The sequence below is a fragment of the Castellaniella sp. WN genome (assembly GCF_054457555.1).
Genome location: NZ_JBTKZC010000001.1, coordinates 254,247 through 271,615, shown reverse-complemented (window position 1 = coordinate 271,615; position 17,369 = coordinate 254,247). Strand labels below are relative to the sequence as shown.

General features: G+C 66.8%; 16 protein-coding genes and 1 tRNA gene. 11 read left to right on the top strand and 6 right to left on the bottom strand.

Annotation, left to right across the window (positions count from 1 at the left end):
* Positions 1-43 precede the first annotated feature (43 nt).
* From ACTPOE_RS01200 to ACTPOE_RS01185, 4 genes are all read left to right on the top strand, one after another.
* Entirely contained in the window at positions 44-607 is a 564-nt protein-coding gene (locus tag ACTPOE_RS01200) for a DUF488 domain-containing protein (protein ID WP_458870374.1), read from the top strand.
* Positions 608-880: 273 nt separating this feature from the next.
* Positions 881-1,105, top strand: coding sequence for a hypothetical protein (locus ACTPOE_RS01195; protein ID WP_458870373.1), 225 nt, complete (start codon positions 881-883; stop codon positions 1,103-1,105).
* 153 nt (positions 1,106-1,258) lie between these two features.
* Positions 1,259-2,488: a DUF3422 domain-containing protein gene (locus ACTPOE_RS01190; RefSeq protein WP_458870372.1), complete on the top strand. Its 1,230-nt coding sequence runs from the start codon at positions 1,259-1,261 to the stop codon at positions 2,486-2,488.
* 24 nt (positions 2,489-2,512) lie between these two features.
* Entirely contained in the window at positions 2,513-3,619 is a 1,107-nt protein-coding gene (locus ACTPOE_RS01185; protein ID WP_458870371.1) for an AI-2E family transporter, read from the top strand.
* A 69-nt stretch (positions 3,620-3,688) separates the two neighbouring features.
* On the opposite strand, the gene ACTPOE_RS01180 is transcribed toward ACTPOE_RS01185, so the two are convergent.
* The gene (locus tag ACTPOE_RS01180; protein WP_458872720.1) at positions 3,689-4,057 is read right to left on the bottom strand and encodes an MAPEG family protein; all 369 of its coding nucleotides are present in this window, start codon (positions 4,055-4,057) and stop codon (positions 3,689-3,691) included.
* Between the two features lie 183 nt (positions 4,058-4,240).
* On the opposite strand from ACTPOE_RS01180, the gene ACTPOE_RS01175 reads away from it, so the two are divergent.
* A tRNA-Thr gene (locus tag ACTPOE_RS01175) sits at positions 4,241-4,316 on the top strand.
* A 68-nt stretch (positions 4,317-4,384) separates the two neighbouring features.
* Here the strand turns inward: ACTPOE_RS01175 and ACTPOE_RS01170 are convergent.
* Complete coding sequence (locus ACTPOE_RS01170; RefSeq protein WP_458870370.1) at positions 4,385-6,004, bottom strand: fatty acid--CoA ligase; 1,620 nt, start codon at positions 6,002-6,004, stop codon at positions 4,385-4,387.
* Positions 6,005-6,187: 183 nt separating this feature from the next.
* Between ACTPOE_RS01170 and pncB the strand changes: the two genes are divergently transcribed.
* Entirely contained in the window at positions 6,188-7,393 is a 1,206-nt protein-coding gene (pncB, locus tag ACTPOE_RS01165) for a nicotinate phosphoribosyltransferase (RefSeq protein ID WP_458870369.1), read from the top strand.
* Positions 7,394-7,514: 121 nt separating this feature from the next.
* On the opposite strand, the gene tldD is transcribed toward pncB, so the two are convergent.
* Together tldD and ACTPOE_RS01155 are read right to left on the bottom strand one after the other, a co-directional pair.
* Positions 7,515-8,969 carry a metalloprotease TldD gene (gene tldD, locus ACTPOE_RS01160; protein ID WP_458870368.1) on the bottom strand — a complete coding sequence of 485 codons (1,455 nt, stop codon included), beginning with the start codon at positions 8,967-8,969 and terminating at the stop codon, positions 7,515-7,517.
* A 55-nt stretch (positions 8,970-9,024) separates the two neighbouring features.
* Positions 9,025-9,843, bottom strand: coding sequence for a carbon-nitrogen hydrolase family protein (locus ACTPOE_RS01155; RefSeq protein ID WP_458870367.1), 819 nt, complete (start codon positions 9,841-9,843; stop codon positions 9,025-9,027).
* On the opposite strand from ACTPOE_RS01155, the gene ACTPOE_RS01150 reads away from it, so the two are divergent.
* Together ACTPOE_RS01150 and ACTPOE_RS01145 are read left to right on the top strand one after the other, a co-directional pair.
* A complete protein-coding gene (locus ACTPOE_RS01150; protein ID WP_458870366.1) occupies positions 9,842-10,015 on the top strand; it encodes a hypothetical protein in 174 nt (57 codons plus the stop codon). The two genes, ACTPOE_RS01155 and ACTPOE_RS01150, sit on opposite strands and share 2 nt — an antisense overlap.
* Positions 10,012-10,389 (top strand): H-NS histone family protein, encoded by a 378-nt coding sequence (locus ACTPOE_RS01145; RefSeq protein ID WP_458870365.1) that lies wholly within the window; start codon positions 10,012-10,014, stop codon positions 10,387-10,389. Before ACTPOE_RS01150 ends, ACTPOE_RS01145 begins: the two co-directional genes overlap by 4 nt.
* Before the next feature lie 6 nt (positions 10,390-10,395).
* Here ACTPOE_RS01145 and ACTPOE_RS01140 read toward each other — a convergent pair whose 3' ends face one another.
* Positions 10,396-11,004, bottom strand: coding sequence for a DUF4136 domain-containing protein (locus tag ACTPOE_RS01140; protein WP_458870364.1), 609 nt, complete (start codon positions 11,002-11,004; stop codon positions 10,396-10,398).
* A 229-nt stretch (positions 11,005-11,233) separates the two neighbouring features.
* Here ACTPOE_RS01140 and pepN point away from each other — a divergent pair, with 229 nt between their 5' ends.
* Positions 11,234-14,173 carry an aminopeptidase N gene (pepN, locus tag ACTPOE_RS01135; protein ID WP_458870363.1) on the top strand — a complete coding sequence of 980 codons (2,940 nt, stop codon included), beginning with the start codon at positions 11,234-11,236 and terminating at the stop codon, positions 14,171-14,173.
* A 161-nt stretch (positions 14,174-14,334) separates the two neighbouring features.
* On the top strand, positions 14,335-15,345 hold the full coding sequence (locus tag ACTPOE_RS01130; protein ID WP_458870362.1) for a class 1 fructose-bisphosphatase: 1,011 nt from the start codon (positions 14,335-14,337) through the stop codon (positions 15,343-15,345).
* 74 nt (positions 15,346-15,419) lie between these two features.
* On the opposite strand, the gene ACTPOE_RS01125 is transcribed toward ACTPOE_RS01130, so the two are convergent.
* Complete coding sequence (locus ACTPOE_RS01125) at positions 15,420-16,412, bottom strand: quinone oxidoreductase family protein (protein WP_458870361.1); 993 nt, start codon at positions 16,410-16,412, stop codon at positions 15,420-15,422.
* A 56-nt stretch (positions 16,413-16,468) separates the two neighbouring features.
* Here ACTPOE_RS01125 and ACTPOE_RS01120 point away from each other — a divergent pair, with 56 nt between their 5' ends.
* Positions 16,469-17,326: a DMT family transporter gene (locus ACTPOE_RS01120; protein WP_458870360.1), complete on the top strand. Its 858-nt coding sequence runs from the start codon at positions 16,469-16,471 to the stop codon at positions 17,324-17,326.
* Positions 17,327-17,369: the final 43 nt, after the last annotated feature.

Sequence of the window (17,369 nt, the reverse complement as noted above, 5' to 3'; positions counted from 1 at the left end):
GCCCGGCTTGTCCCCCACCCATGGCAAGGATTATCGTCGATCCATGACGAGTCCTCTCTACACCATCGGCCACTCGAACCACAGCCTGGACGGTTTCATCGCCCTGCTGATCCAGGCTGGCATCGAGAGCCTGGCCGACATCCGTACCGTGCCGCGCTCCCGGTCCAACCCGCAATTCAACCGGGACACCTTGCCCGGGGTGCTGGCGGCCCACGGCATCGCCTACGAGCACATGGCCGACCTGGGCGGCCTGCGCGGCAGATCGAAGACCGTGCCGCCCGGCACCAACGGCTACTGGGAAAACGACAGCTTTCATCACTACGCGGACTATGCCCTGGGCGACGAGTTTCGCCAAGGGCTGGAGGCGCTGATCGCGCGGGGCCGGTCGCAGTCCACCGCCATGATGTGCTCGGAATCGGTCTGGTGGCGCTGCCACCGGCGCATCGTGGCCGATCACCTGATCGCCCGGGGCATTCCCGTGCTTCACATCATGGGCGCTGGCCGCCTCGAACCGGCCAGCCTGACGCCAGGCGCCGAAGTCCGAAACGACGGCGCGGTCGTGTACCCCGGGCCGCGGGTGCCGGAGACCGCGCCGCCCGCGTCCTGACGCAAAGCCGTGGCGCAACGGCCCAGACCCGACTGTCGTTCAACTCGCCGTCAGCCTCGTAATCATCTGCATCCGGCCCGGCCGGACCGCATGGCCGGAACCCGCATCGCGCCTGATCCTGCGTCCCGCCCGTCCCACAGCCGATGAAATACGGGATTACAAACGGCGGAGCGGACCGGACGAACTTCCATCCCCGCCCGCCGCTCTGAGCATCAGGTGGTCCGCCACCGGCTCGGACACAGGGGTGTCCGGGCGTTCTCAGGAGTTGATGTCATGACGACACGTTCCCGCATTGCTTTCCTGGTCGCCTGCTCGGCCGCCGCCCTGGGCCTCACCACGGCATCCGCCTATGCCGCCGATGCGCCCGCCGGCCAGCCCGCCGCGCAATCCGCCCCGCAGCATGCCGGCAAGAAAATGGCCTCTCACCATGCCAAGGCGACGAAAGGCCACCAGAGCACGAAGGCGCACCACGCCAAGGCCCCGAAAACCCCGGCCTGACCAGCAGCACACGACCGGGCGCGCCACCCATCGCGCCCGGCCCCTCCCCGACGCCGCAGGCTCACGCCTGCCGGCGTCTTTCTTTTTCACACGTCCCCGCCGGGACTTCCGATACACTGGGTCCCTTTTCCGTTCCCCATCCCGAGCCGCCGCATGCATCCGCACCGCCACGCCCTGCACAATGAGCTGCACGCCCGCCCCTCGATGTATTTCGACGCGCCAGCCCAGGTCTTTCACTTGGCATTCCTGGACGAACATGAAGCGGCGGAGACCATCGTCCGCTCGCTGTGCGACCGCCACGTCGCGCTGACCGACCCCAACCTGCCCCAGGGTGAATTCCCGGTAGGCGGCGCGCGGCTGAAATGGGAACGGCACACCGAATTCCTGACCCTGACTCTGGTGATGCCCGGCGCCCAGTCCACGCCCTGGGCGGCCTTGCCGCCCGTGCTGGCCGAAGTCGCCGAGGCCCACAGCGCCCTGCTGATCAACGCCGACCAAGTCTGCGTGGAATCCGAGTCCACCTGGCGCGGAACGGTCGACGAATACGGCTTCAAAGATCCGGTCGGCTCCAGCCTGGACGACGGCAAGGCGACCATCTGGAGCGATCTGCGCCTGAACGGCAATGGGCTGAACCGCATGCTGGTGCTCAACCGGCGGTTCGATGGCCGGCGGCTGGGCCGCATGATACGCCGTCTGCTGGAAGTCGAGACCTACCGTCTGATGGCGTCCCTGACCCTGCCCGTCGCCCGCGCCCTGGGCGCCGAACTGCGCCAATACGAACAGGAGCTGGCCACCCTGTCCGACGCCAACGCCCGCGCCGAGTCCCAGGACATCAAGGCCCTGCTGGAACGCATCACCCGCCTGTCGGCGCGGATCTCCCAGACCAGCGCCCGCACGCGGCTGCGCTTCAGCGCCACCGAGGCCTACGCCCAACTGGTCTTCGAACGCATTGCGGAACTGCACGAAAGCCGCACCGGCGACTGCCAGCAACTGGGCACCTTCATCGCCCAGCGCTTCCGGCCCACGGTGCGCTACTGCGCATCCACCGACCAGCGCCTGAGCCGCATCGGCAGCGCCGTATCCCACCTGAGCAGCCTGCTGCAGGCCCGCGTCCAGGTCGAGATGGAAGAGCAGAACGGCCAGATCCTGAAAAACCTGAGCACCCGCGCCGAAACCCAGATCAAGATCCAGAAGGCGGTGGAAGGCCTGTCCATCATCGCCATCAGCTATTATCTGTTCAGCCTGTTCAAGCTGCTGTACCAGGGCGTGCTCACGCTGGGATTCGACCTGCCGCCCCGCACGGCCCTGCTGGCAGGCACGCCGTTGGCGGCGCTGATCATCGGCACGATCGCCTACCGTATCCGCAACGCCCGGCGCCACTGACGCTTACGACAACACCACTCGACCATGCCCACCCTGCACTTCCGCAGCTTCCTGCTGCTGCTGACCGCCGTCTCGATCGCCTTCATCAGCATCCTGCTGCCCTTCTACGCGGCAATCTTCTGGGGCGGCGTGCTGGCGGTGATCTTCAGCCCCCTGCACCGGCGCCTGCTGCGCATCCTGGGCGGGCGAAGCCCCAGCCTGGCGGCTTTCCTGACGTTGCTGTGCATCACCCTGATCGTGATCCTGCCGATGCTGTTCATCACCGCCTCCCTCGCCAACGAGGTCGCGGGGCTGTACACCCGCATCAATTCCGGCCAGTTGAACCTGGGCGGCTACTACGAGCAGATCGTCGGCGCCCTGCCGTCCTCCATGCACGGCTGGCTGGATTCCTTCGGCCTGGGCGATCTGCTCAGCATCCGCGAAAAACTCTCCGCCGGTGCCCTGCAGGCCAGCCAGTTCCTGGCCAAGCAGGCCGTCAATGTCGGCCAGAACACCTTCCAGTTCGTGGTCGGCCTGGGCATCATGCTGTACCTGCTGTTCTTCCTGCTGCGCGACGGGGCCGACATGGTGCCCAAACTGAAGCGCCTGATCCCGCTCGAGGACTCGCACCGCCACGGCCTGTTCCAGAAATTCGCCACGGTGGTGCGCGCCACGGTCAAGGGCAACATCGTCATCGCCGCCACGCAGGGCCTGCTGGGCGGCCTGATGTTCGCCTTCCTGGGCATCCAGGGATCCCTGTTCTGGGGCGTGATGATGGCCTTCCTGTCCCTGCTGCCGGCCGTGGGCGCCTCGCTGATCTGGGTGCCGGTCGCCATCTACTTCCTGGTCACCGGCGCCCTTTGGCAAGGCATCGTTTTGATTCTGTTCGGCGTGCTGGTCATCGGACTGCTGGACAACCTGCTGCGCCCCATCCTGGTGGGCAAGGACACCAAGCTGCCCGACTACGTCGTGCTGATCTCCACCCTGGGGGGCCTGTCGGTGTTCGGCCTGAACGGCTTCGTCATCGGCCCGCTGTTCGCCGCGCTGTGCATGGCCTGCTGGGACCTGTTCCCCGACGCGGTCGCCCAGCACCAGCAAGGGCTTCGACGGGAGATCCGGCGGTCCGAAGACGACCCGGGGCAGGACGCCTGATCAAAGATCCGCACGTCCGGTCGGCGGCATGTCGTCCCCGCACCGCCCGGCGAGCCCCGGCGCGGACCGTCAAGCCCACAGGATCGCCAGGTTCGCCACCAGGGCGGCGCCCCAGATGATCGAGCGCGCCGTACCGCGGCCCAGGATGTAGGCCAGTACGTACAGCACCCGCAGGGCCACCCAGACACCCATCAGGCCCGCCAGCCGGTCCGGTTGCGCCCCGGCGTGCAAGGCATACAACACAGCGGCATAGAAGAACGGCAAGCTCTCGAACAGATTGGCCTGCGCCGCATTGGCGCGCGCCCGCCAGCCCTGCTGGGCGGCCAGCCAGGGGCGCGGATCGTCATTGTCGAACCCGCGGCCTCCGGCCTTGGCCGCCAGCGCCGCCCCGTACGGCAGCACGGCCGCCGCCACCATCAATCCTTGAATCCAGCTCATCCCGACCTCGACCGGATAGACACTCGACATTCGCATTATGACGGCACCTGGCTCCAGCATGGCGCGATCGTGATGCCCGCGCCTAGTCTGGCTGCCGCGTCCCACACCGGCGCTCCAGACCCCAGGAAATTCATGTACAATGGCTGGCTTTGGTGAAGAGCGTACATTTGCGCATCCGCCAGCGCCGGCTTAGCTCAGTTGGTAGAGCAGCTCATTCGTAATGAGAAGGTCGGGGGTTCGACTCCTCTAGCCGGCACCAGCCGAATCGATGGAAACGCCAGCCCGGTGGGCTGGCGTTTCGTTTTTTCCGACCTGTCCCGGCCAGGGTTACATCGCCTCGCGCATGGCGCGCTTGTTCAGCTTGCCCACACTGGTGCGCGGCAGGCTGTCCACGAACCGGACCCGATCCGGCACGGCAAAGCGCGACAGGACTCCGGCATCGACCGCCGCCTGGACATGGGCACGGATGGCCGACTCGTCGGCGGACTGGCCCGGCTTGAGCACGACCAGAGGCAGCGGACGTTCACCCCACCGGGCGTCCGGCATCGCCACCACGGCGACCTCCGTCACGGCCGGATGGCGGGAAATCACGTCCTCCAGCGCCAGCGACGAAACCCATTCCCCTCCCGTCTTGATGACGTCCTTGAGACGATCCGTGACGGTCAGCATGCCGCGCGCGTCCAGCATCCCGATGTCGCCCGTATGCAGCCAGCCGCCTCGCCACAAAACGTCGGACGCTTCCGGCTTGCCCAGGTACCCCTGGGTCAGCCAGGGCGCGCGCACCACGATCTCGCCCGCGCTGGCGCCATCGCTCGGCACGTCCCGCAGGTCGTCATCCACCACGCGCAACTGCACCAGCGGCAGCGCGTAGCCGGTACGCGTGCGGTCGCGCAAGCGCACGTCGGGATCCGCATCCTCGTCCCGGAGCTGCGCCAGCGTCAGGATCGGGCAGGTCTCGGACATGCCATAGCCGGTGAATACATCGATCCCCCGATCCAGCGCGGCCCGGGCCAGGCCCTGCGGCAGAGCCGACCCGCCGATGATGACCTTGCAGGCCGACAGATCCGTCCCGGCGGCGTCGGGGTGATTCAACAGCATATGCAGGATGGTGGGCACGCAATGCGAGAAAGTCACGCCCTCCTCGCGGATCAACCGCAGCAGGACATCCGGCGCATAGCGTCCCGGATAGATCTGCCGCAGGCCCAGCAAGGTCGCCAAATAGGGCAGCCCCCAGGCATGCACATGGAACATGGGGGTCATCGGCATGTAGACGTCGCCGCGATGCAGGCGGCCCTGCGCCACCGGGCTGCCCAGCGCGGCGGAAGCCGCCAGGGTGTGCAGGACCAGTTGGCGATGGCTGAAGTACACGCCCTTGGGCTCGCCGGTCGTGCCGGTCGTATAGAAAGTGGTCGCCCTGGCATCCTCGTCCAGGTCGGGAAAATCGAACGCCGGCCGCGCGCGGGACAGCAGGGCCTCGTATTCGCCATGAGCCCCGGCTCGCCCGCCGCCGGCCGCGTCGGTCAGCGATACGATCCGCCGCACGGTCAGCAGACGATCGCGGATCGTGGTCAGGACAGGCACGAAATCATCATGGATCAGAAGGACGCCGGCCTCGGCGTCGTTCAGGGTATAGGCGATCTGGTCCGGCGACAGGCGCACATTCACCGTCTGCAGCACGGCGCCCATCATGGGCACGGCGAAGAAGGCCTCCAGGTAGCGATGGCTGTCCCAGTCCATGACGGCCACGGTGTCGCCGGGCCGGACTCCCAGCTCGGCCAGCGCCTGCGCCAGCCGCGCCACGCGATCAAAAAAGTCCGGATACCCGAAACGGCGGCCCTGGTAGACAATCTCGCGATCGCTGGCCGTCGCCCGGGACGACAGAAAAATCTGCTTGATCAGCAAAGGATAGCCGTAGGCCGAAGCGGACGCGAGAGGTTCGACTGCCATGACATTGCCTCCTGTTGGATGATGAGCTTTCTTCCTTATACTCCAGCCCGGCGTTTGAAATCCGCTAACATGGGCCGCATCACCCACCCCCGGACCTCCGGTATCCCGCCAGGCTGGTTCTCATATGCTCGGATCCGGACGCATGGACTTGCCGAACAAGGCGCGAACCGCAACGATAGCCACATGCCGACCGAATCCTTCGTCCCCGTGATCGAATCCCTGCTGGACACCGATCTGTACAAGTTCACGATGTGGCAGGCCATGCTGCACCGCCACCCGGCCGCGCAGGCCGAATACCGATTCATCTGCCGCGAACGCCCCGAACATCCCCTGTCGGAACTGGCTCCGGCCATCGAGCGGCAGCTCGACCAGTTGTGCGCGCTGCGCTTTCGCCCGGAAGAACTCGACTACCTGCGCGGGCTGCGCTACATCAAGTCCGATTTCGTCGATTTCCTGTCGCTGTTCCATTTCCAGCGCCACTTCATCCAGGTCTTGGTCCGGGGCGAGACGCTGGAGATCGTGGCGCGCGGACCGCAGGTCCACGTCATGGCCTTCGAGGTCTTCGTCCTGGCCATCGTCAACGAACTGTATTTCCGCCGCCACCAGACCACGGAAGTGCTGGCTGAAGGCCGCCGCCGGCTGCGGAACAAGATCGCCCTGCTGCGGGAATTCGACAACGAGCCGGCGCGGCGCTTTCCCCTGCAGATCTCGGATTTCGGTCTACGCCGGCGGTTTTCCCGCGCCTGGCAGGAAGAAGTCCTGCAACGGCTGCGCCAGGACGTGCCACAGTACGTGACCGGAACCTCGAACGTATGCCTGGCCCGGAAATACGACCTGACGCCGGTGGGCACCATGGCGCACGAATACTTGCAATCCTACCAGGCCTTCGGCAAGGTGCGGCTACGCGACTTCCAGCGCGCCGCGCTGGAAGACTGGGTCCAGGAATACCGAGGCGACCTGGGCATCGCCCTGACCGACGTGGTGGGCATGAACGCCTTCCTGGCGGATTTCGACCTGTATTTCGCCAAGCTCTTCGACGGGCTGCGCCACGACTCCGGCGATCCGGTCGCCTGGGGCGAACGAGCGATCGCCCATTACCGATCGCTGCGCATCGATCCGGCCGGCAAGCGTTTCGTATTTTCAGACGGCCTGGATCTGCCGCGAGCACTGGCCCTGTACCGCCACTTCGCCGACCGGGTGCAGCCGGCCTTCGGCATCGGCACCAACCTGACCAACGACCTGGGCCCCAAGCCGCTGAACATCGTCATGAAGCTGTTCCAGTGCAACGGCATGCCGACCGCCAAGCTGCCCGACAGTCCCGGCAAGGTCCATTGCACCGACGAGACGTTCCTGGCCTACCTGCGCCAGGTATTCGGCCGCGCTGACTGAAGGCCCCCACGCCGCGACTCGCGCCCACCTCGCCGCTTGCAAGCGGCTCGGATTCGCCAGGCGCACGCCAGTCCTCAGGGACTGGCCCGCGTCCGGGCTCATCCCGGCGGCGAAAAAGTCTCTAAGCCGTGCCGCCGACGGTCAGGCCGTCGATGCGCAGGGTCGGCATGCCGACCCCGACGGGCACGCTCTGGCCTTCCTTGCCGCAAGTGCCCACCCCTGAATCCAATGCCAGGTCATCGCCGATCATGCCGATACGGCCCATGGCCTCGGGGCCGCTGCCGATCAGCGTGGCGCCCTTGACGGGATGGGTGACACGTCCGTTCTCGATCAGGTAGGCCTCGGAGGCCGAGAATACGAACTTGCCGCTGGTGATGTCCACCTGGCCGCCGCCGAAATTGACGGCGTACAGGCCGCGGTCCACCGAGGCGATGATGTCCCCGGGATCGTCGCGCCCGGCCAGCATGTAGGTGTTGGTCATGCGCGGCATGGGCAGGTGTGCGTAGGATTCGCGCCGCCCGTTGCCGGTGGGGGCCTGCTTCATCAAGCGTGCATTCATGGAATCCTGCATGTAGCCGCGCAGGATGCCGTCCTCGATCAGGACGTTGCGCTGGGTGGGCTGGCCTTCGTCATCCACGTTCAGCGAGCCGCGCCGGCCGGCCAGCGTACCGTCGTCCACAACCGTGACGCCGCGCGAGGCCACGCGTTCGCCGATGCGACCGGAGAATACACTGGAACCCTTGCGGTTGAAGTCGCCCTCCAGACCATGGCCGACCGCCTCGTGCAGCAGGATGCCGGGCCAGCCGGAGCCCAGCACCACCGTCATCTGGCCCGCGGGCGCAGGCCGGGCCTCGAGATTGACGCGCGCCTCGTGCACCGCGCGCTCCACATAGCCGCGCAGAACCTCGTCGGTGAAATAAGCAAGGCCCGTGCGCCCGCCTCCGCCGCCATGGCCCATTTCCCGCCGCCCCTTGCGCTCCGCGATGACGGTCAAGGACAGGCGCACCAGGGGGCGCACGTCGGCCACCAGCCGGCCGTCGCTGCCGGCCACCAGGATGACGTCGTACTCGGCCGCCAGACCGGCCATGACCTGGATGATTTCCGGATCGGCGGCGCGGGCCATGCGTTCGACCCGCCCCAGCAGGGCCACCTTGTCCGGAGCGGACAGCGAATCCACGGGATTTACCGCCGCGTACAGGTGATGCGGCGATTCGATCCCGCCATCGACGCGGCGCCGGCCCGCGCCCTGGCGCGCGATGGTGCGCACCGCGCGGGCGGAGGACATCAGGGCTTCGGGCGACAAGCTGTCGGAATAGGCAAAGGCGGTTTTCTCGCCGCTGACGGCCCGCACCCCCACCCCTTGGTCGATGGAGAAACTGCCGGTCTTGACGATGCCTTCTTCCAGGCTCCAGCCTTCGGAACAGCTGTATTGGAAATACAGGTCGGCATAATCGACGCGGTGCCCGTGAATATCGGACAGCGCGCGCGCCAAATGGGATTCATCCAGGCCCCACGGTTCCAGCAGCAGCGTCCGGGCGACATTCAGGGCATCCAGGCCCGGTTCAACAAGTTTCATCTGACACCATTCATCAATCAATCTTCACACCGCGCCCGCGAAGCAGCGCGCTTCATCACAGGACCCGATGGCGCAGCGCGGGCAAGGATTCCCGCACCTCCGCCAGGCGGTCCGCGTCCAGCGTTCCGGCGGCGATGCCGGGACCTTCGGGCAGGCAATCCAGGATCTCGCCCCAGGGATCGATCAGCATCGAATGGCCCCAGGTGCGCCGGCCGTTGCCATGCGTGCCGCCCTGGGCGCTGGCCAGCACGTAGCACTGGTTCTCGATGGCCCGCGCGCGCAACAGGACTTCCCAGTGTACCGAACCCGTGGTCCACGTAAAAGCGGCCGGCAGCACCATCAGCCGCACGTCGCCCTGGGCGCGGAAGAACTCGGGAAAACGCAGGTCGTAGCAAATGCCCAGCGCCGTGCGTCCGAACGGCATATCGAATACCTGAGGCGATTCATCGCCCGGACGGATGGCCCGGGATTCGTCATAGGATTCCTGGCCGCGCTGAAAACTGAACAGGTGGATCTTGTCATAGCGGGCGCATACCCGGCCCTGGGGATCGTAAACCAGGCACGCGTTGTAGACGCGATCCGCGTCCGGACTGCGCAAAGGCAGCGTGCCACCCACCAGCCAGATACCATGGCGCCGCGCCTGATCCGCGAGAAATGCCTGGATCGGCCCGTCATCCGGCACCTCGGCGAGGGGCAGCTTATCCGTGTCGCGCCTGCCCATGAAACAAAAATATTCAGGCAACGCCACCAACGCCGCGCCTCCGGAAACCGCGTTTTCGATTCCCCGCTCCGCCTGTTCCAGATTATCTTCCACCACCATTCCGGACACCATCTGCACCGCGGCGACTCGCATCGAATGGTCCTGACCGCTCATGAATGCTCCCGATTATCGAATGAATGTCGCGCCATCGTCACATGTGGAAATGACGGATATTGCGCACGTTTCTCAAAACAAGTTTAAAATCGGCCCCGGGATTCAAACCACCGTCAATACCATCGCATTTGAATCCAGCCAATCGATTGACCTCAAACGGAGCCATGAATGACCCGTACCAGCTATAACACCGAAAAATCCCGCCTCGAAAAAGAAATGGCCAAGCTCCAGAAAAAGATCCAGACGCTACAGGCCAAAGAGCGCAAGCCCAAGATCGCCACGATCGTGCGCTCGATGCGCGAATATGACATCAGCCCCGAGGAAATCGCCGCCGCATTCAACCGCAAGCCGGCCGGCCGTGCACCCGCCGCGCCGCGCAAGGCAGCCACCGCGACCAAGACCAAGCGCGTGATCGCCCCGAAATACCGCCACCCCGAAACCCAGGCCACCTGGACGGGCCGCGGCAAGGCCCCGCGCTGGATCACCGACGCGGAAGCCGCCGGCACTCCGCGCGACACCTTCCTGATCGCCGCCGAATCCGCCTGAGCGGATTCATTCCACAGGATACCGCACCTCGACGACCTGGCCATTGCGGCCGGGGAATCGATCGAACAGGGCGCGCGCCAGATACGGCATGGCCGCGCCCAGTTGATCCTCGCGGCTGGACGCCACCGCCGTGGCGCGATAGACCTCGCGTCCCTGCTGTGTCCGGTCGTCGATCCTCACGGATAGAGTCAGGCGATAGACGTCCACCGCGACGGTCTGGATCGCCGGCCCCATTCCCCAGGCCCAGCGGGGATGGTGAAAACCGACATACGGCCCGTAGAAACCGGGATACATGTAGGGATCGACGAATTCCTGGCGCCATTCGCGTTCGCGCGGGCTGGCATATTCCATATGCACCATGAAGCGCGCTTCTCCGGCCGATTTTGCTTCCACCAGCCCGGTCGGCCCCAATGCTGCGCGCACCGTATCGGCATACGTCTGGAATTGCAGATTATTGCGCTGCGAATCGTCGGCCTCGATCCAGTAGGTCGCCCCCTGGACATTTTCCGGCCATTGCTGATAACGCGTGACCTGGGCGGAAAACACCGATGCGCATCCCCCCAGCATCAGCGCCAGGAATAATCCGGAAAACCACCGGATCCACACCCGCTCCATTTGCATCCTTCCCTGGCCAATGCCCTTCATCACACATCCCATTCCGATTCCAGAAATCCATTAGGTGCGAAACCATCCCCGCGGACTGTTCCATATCCGATCTCATCCGTCATCATAGGCGCTGCCGCATTCCGCGAACAGCCGGCCGTTGCACTCCGATACAGCCCGGCCACAAGGCGGCGGGCCGACTACAATGGGGACGCACGGAACGCTTTTCGGAAACAGACTCATGCGCACGGACACCGCCCCCACCATTTTCCGCCAAGACTACGCCCCCTACCCCTACCGGCTGCCCCGGGTCCGGCTGGAATTCGATCTGGCGGCGGCGTCTACCCGGGTACGCTCCGAACTGCGCTTCGAACCTGCCCCCGACACCGCGCCGGGCACCCCGCTGGTGCTGCAAGGCGAAGACCTGGAACTGGTCGAGGTCCGCCTCGACGGCCGACCGCTGGCCGCCGATGAATACCAGTTGGCCGACGATACCCTCAGCCTGGTCCCGCCGGGACACGGCAAGCCCTTCACGATCGGCATCGTCAACCTGTGCCGCCCGGCGGACAACACCACCTTGATGGGCCTGTATGTCTCGGGCGACAAGCTCTTCACTCAATGCGAAGCGCAGGGTTTCCGCCGCATCACCTGGTTCCCGGACAGGCCCGACGTGATGGCGCGCTTCGAGGTCCTGCTGCGGGCCGACCCGGCCGCCTATCCGCTGCTGCTGTCCAACGGCAACCTGATCGAACAGGCCGGCCTGCCGGACGGCCGCCACCAGGCACTGTGGCGCGACCCCCATCCCAAGCCCTGCTACCTGTTCGCCCTGGTGGCCGGCGATTTCGACTGCATCGAGCGCACCGAGACCACCCGCAGTGGCCGCGAAGTGCTGCTGCAGGTTTACAGCGACAAGGGCTACCGGGAACAGACCCGCTGGGCGCTGGACTGCCTGGCGAACGCCCTGCGCTGGGACGAACGACGCTTCGGCCTGGAACTGGACCTGGACCGCTTCATGGTGGTGGCGGCGCGCGACTTCAATATGGGTGCGATGGAAAACAAGGGTCTGAACATTTTCAACGCAGCCTATGTCCTGGCCGACCCCGCCACCGCCACGGACGCCGCCTACCGCGGCATCGAGGCCGTGATCGGCCACGAATATTTCCACAATTGGACCGGCAACCGCGTCACCTGCCGCGACTGGTTCCAGCTGTCTCTGAAAGAAGGCCTGACGGTCTTCCGCGACCAGGAATTCTCCGCCGACATGCTGGCCGAGGGTCTGCCGCCCGCCGAGGCCGCCAGCGCCCGGGCCGTCAAACGCATCGACGACGTGCACACCCTGCGGCTGGCGCAGTTCCCCGAGGACGCCGGTCCCATGGCCCATCCAATCCGGCCCGACAGCTACCAGGAAATCGGCAATTTCTACACCGCCACAGTCTACGAGAAAGGCGCGGAAGTCATCCGCATGCAGCACACCCTGCTGGGCGAAGACGGGTTCCGCGCCGGCATGGACGAATACTTCCGCCGCCACGACGGCCAGGCGGTGACCTGCGACGCCTTCGTCGACGCCATGGAATCCATTTACGCGCAACGGCACCCGGGCCAGGATTTTTCCGTCTTCCGGCGCTGGTACGAGCAGGCCGGCACCCCGCGCGTGCGGGTGCGTTCGGACTACGATCCCGCCGCCCGCGCCTGCCGCATCACGCTGGAACAGCACTGCGCCCCGGCGGGCCTGGAGGCCCGGCAATCCCCGCCGCCCGAAAAACTCCCCCTGCACATCCCCTTCGCCATCGGCCTGATCGACGCGGACGGCCAGCCCCTGCCCATCCAGTGGGAAGGCGAGCCCCGCGACACCGTCGTCCTGGAACTGCGCGAAGCCAGCCGGACCTGGACCCTGGCGGACATCCCGCGCGCGCCCGTCCTGTCCCTGCTGCGCGGCTTCTCCGCGCCCGTCATCCTGGAAACGGACCGCACGGCGGACGACCTGGCCCTGCTGGCGTGCCGCGACCCGGACCCCTTCGCCCGCTGGGACGCCGTCCAGGAAACCGCCCACCGCCACCTGCGGGACTGCATGCGGGCCGACCGCGACGGCGGCCCACGGCCGGCGCTGGACACACTGCTGGACATCTGGCGCGCCGCGCTGAACGACCAGGGATCCTCTGACCCGGTCGGGCGGAAAGCAGGCGCTGCGGATTTGGGCCGGATGCAAGGCGCGAACCGCAGCGATGGCCGGTGCTATCGCGAGGATGAGTCTGGACACGGAGCTGTCCCTGCGGACTGCTCCGTGCCTGACGAATCCGGACCGCTTGCAAGCGGTGAGGTGGACAAGCAACGCAGCAGACGGCCCGGAGCCACAGATGCATGCGACGCGATGGCTCGGTCAGAGGATCCCCTCCTGTCGCCCGCCTACCGGGCGCGGCTGCTGGCCCTGCCCGCCGTGCGCGAAGTCATCGACCGCGGCGAGCCCATGGATCCCCGGGCGGCGGTGGCGGCCTGGACCCGCACCCGGCAGGCCCTGGGCGCGCAACTGGCCGATGCCTGGCGCACCACCTACGATGCCCTGGCCGACGATGGTGGCCCCTATTCGCCGGACCCGGTCTCGTCCGGCCGCCGCGCCCTGCGCAATCTGGCCCTGGACAATCTGCTGGCCGGGCAGGCGCCGGACGCCGTCGATCTGGCCCTGGCGCAATACCGCCAGGCCCGCAACATGACCGAAAGCCTGGGCGCGCTGACCGCCCTGCTGCAGCACGCCCCGCAAGCCGCCGCCGAGCCGCTGGCCGACTTCCACACGCGCTGGCGCGACGACCCGCTGGTGCTGGACCGCTGGTTCGGCGCCCAGGCCAGCGCGCCGGGCTGCACGGTGGCCGGCGTGCGCGCCCTGATGGCCCTGCCGGATTTCTCGCTGCGCAATCCCAACCGCGCGCGGGCCGTCGTCTTCCGCTTCTGCCTGGACAACCCCGGCAATCTGCACACTCCGGAAGGCTACGATTTCTGGGCCGAACAGGTGCTGGCGCTCGACGCCCTGAACCCGGAAATCGCCGCGCGGCTGTCGCGCGCCTTCGACAACTGGGCGCGCCACGAACCCGTCGCCCGGGCCGGCATGCAGGCCGCCCTGCGGCGCGTGCTGGAGGCGCCGGACCTGTCGCGCAACGTCCGCGAGGTCGTCTCAAAAGCGCTTGGATGAGCCCAGGCATAGGGCAGTCCTGATGGACTGTCCTATGCCTGGCGAATCGGAGCGGCGTGCAGGCCGCGACGTGAGAGCAAGCCGCGAGGTGGACGCAAGCGGGCACAGTCCATGCTGCGCGGGGCGACATTTACTGATTCTATTTCCTTTGGGGAACCACCTTGAAATACAAGACCTTGACCCAGTACCTGGTCGAACAGCAGCGCGAACACAAGGCCGTCTCGGCCGAAGTCCGCCTGCTGATCGAAACCGTGTCGCGCGCCTGCAAGGCGATCAGCCACGCCGTCAGCAAGGGGGCGCTGGGCGGCGTGCTCGGCAGCCTGGGCACGGAAAACGTCCAGGGCGAGGTGCAGAAGAAGCTCGACGTGCTGTCCAACGAAATCCTGCTGGAAGCCAATGAATGGGGCGGCAACCTGGCCGCCATGGCCTCCGAGGAAATGCAGACCATCCACCGCATTCCCAACCACTATCCCAAGGGCCAGAACCTGCTGCTGTTCGATCCCCTGGACGGCTCATCGAACATCGACGTGAACGTGTCGATCGGCACGATCTTCTCCGTGCTGCAGGCGCCTGCCGAAGCCGCCGGACGGGAAATCGCCGAAGAGGACTTCCTGCAGCCCGGCACCCGCCAGGTCGCCGCCGGCTACGCCATCTACGGCCCGCAGACCATGCTGGTGCTGACCGTGGGCGCCGGCGTCATGGGCTTCACGCTGGACCGCGAAATGGGGTCCTGGCTGCTGACGCACGAAAATATCTGCCTGCCCGAGCAGACGGCGGAATTCGCCATCAACATGTCCAACATGCGGCACTGGGAAGCACCCGTGCGCCGCTACATCGACGAATGCCTGCGGGGCGAGGCCGGCCCCCTGGGCAAGAACTACAACATGCGCTGGATCGCGTCCATGGTGGCCGACGTGCACCGCATCCTGACGCGCGGCGGGATCTTCATGTACCCGCGCGACGCCCGCGCGTCCGGAAGCAAGGGCAAGCTGCGCCTGATGTACGAAGCCAACCCCATGAGTTTCCTCGTCGAGCAGGCGGGGGGGCGCGCCATCGACGGTGCCGGCCGCATCCTGGACATCCAGCCCGACGCCCTGCACCAGCGCGTCGGCGTGATCCTGGGCTCGCGCGAGGAAGTCGAGCGCCTGCAGCACTACCACCAGGAAGCCTGACCCGGCGATCCCGTGAGCGGGCCCGGCGGGCCCGCGCCGTGTTCAGCCTGGAGCGGCGGCCCGAAGACCCCGCCTCAATCCAGAGTCAGCACCGTCGCGCCGACCGTGCCGCGCGCATTCAGCGCCTCGTGCGCCCGCGCGGCGTCCGCCAGGGCGAAGCGCTGGCCGATGACGATGTCCAGCTTGCCGGCCGTCACCAGGTCGAAGAGCTCGTCGGCGGCGGCCTGCATGGCCTGAGCGGTGGGCACATGGGTGGCGAGCGTCGGCCGGGTGACGTACAGCGAACCCTTGGCCGCCAGCACGCCCAGGTTCACGCCCTCGACCGGGCCCGACGCGTTGCCGAAGCTGACCATCAAGCCGCGCGGCTGCAAGCAGTCCAGCGAGATTTCCCATGTACTCTTGCCCACACCGTCGTAAACCACCGGAACCTTATGCCCTTCGGTCAGTTCCTTGACCCGGGCGACGATGTCCTCGCGGCTGGAGTCGATCACCTCCCAGGCGCCGTGGCGGCGCGCCAGCGCAGCCTTTTCCGGAGTGGACGCGGTGCCGATCAGGCGCACGCCCAGCGCCCTGGCCCACTGGCAGGCGATCAGGCCGACGCCACCCGCCGCGGCATGGAACAGGATCGTCTCGTTGCCCTGCAGCCGGTAAGTCTGGCGGAACAGGTACTGCACCGTCAGGCCCTTGAGCATCAGCGCGGCGGCCTGCTCGAAGCCGACGCCGTCGGGAATCCGCACGACCCGGTCGGCCGGCACGTTGCGCAGGTCCGCATAGGCGCCGATGGGGCTTTGCCCATAGGCCACCCGATCGCCCGCGCGCAAATGGCGCACCTCGGCCCCCGCCGATTCGACCACGCCGGCGGCCTCGAATCCCAGGCCGTGTGGCAGCGGGTTCGAATACAGCCCCGTGCGACAATAGATGTCGATGAAATTCAGGCCGACCGCCTTCTGGCGGATTCGGACCTCGTGCGGCGCGGGAGGCGGGACATCCGCCTCTTCCAGCCGCATCCGTTCAGGCCCGCCATGCTCATGGACACGGATCACCCGGGCCTTTTCCACTTTTTCCATGATGGACACCTCCGGCCCCGCCGGGCCTCATAAGTTCGGAACCGGACCAGACTAGCATGAATTCCCGCCAGGCTACGATGGCCATCCACGTCACCGCCGTCCTGTTCGGGCTGACCGGCATCTTCGGCGAACTGATCCAGGCCGGCGCCACCCTGATCACGGCGGGCCGCGCCGCCTTCGCCACGGCGACCCTGCTGCTGTTCATGGTCCGAACCGGCCACCGGCCCGTGCGGCACGGCCGCCGCGCCCCGCCCGTGCTGCTGGCGGCCGGCATCCTGCTGGCGGTCCACTGGACGACCTTCTTCGCCGCCGTGAAGATCGGCGGCATCGCCATCGCCACCCTGGGCTTCGCCAGCTTCCCCGCCTTCATCACCCTGTTCGAAGGCTTCCTGTTCAAGGAACGCACCCGGGCCTCGGAATGGGCCGTGGTCGCCCTGGTGACCGCCGGCCTGGCGCTGGTCACACCGTCCCTCGATTTCGGCGACCAGGCCACCGCCGGCCTGGGCTGGGCGGTGGCCTCGGGCCTGTCCTTCGCTCTGTTCACCCTGGCCAACCGCAAAGCCGTCGGCCTGGTGCCCGCCCGCGAGCTGGCCTGCTGGGAAAATGGCGTCGTCGTCCTGCTGACCCTGCCCTGGTGCCTCGCGGAATTCTCCGGGCTGCGGACCCTGGACTGGGTCTGGCTGTTCATGCTGGGCGTGTTCTGCACCGCCCTGCCCCACGCGCTGCTGGTTGCCAGCCTGACGCATCTGAAGGCTCGCACCGCGGGCATCGTGATCGCCCTGGAACCGGTCTACGCCATCCTGTTCGCGGCCATCCTGTTCGCGCAATACCCCTCGGCGCGCGCACTGGCGGGCGGCACCCTCATCATCGGAGCGATCGTCTGGTCGGGTCTGCGGCGCGCCGCCGCAGACTGATTCGGCCCAAGGCGTTAAAATCCAGGGTTCGTTGAACGCACCC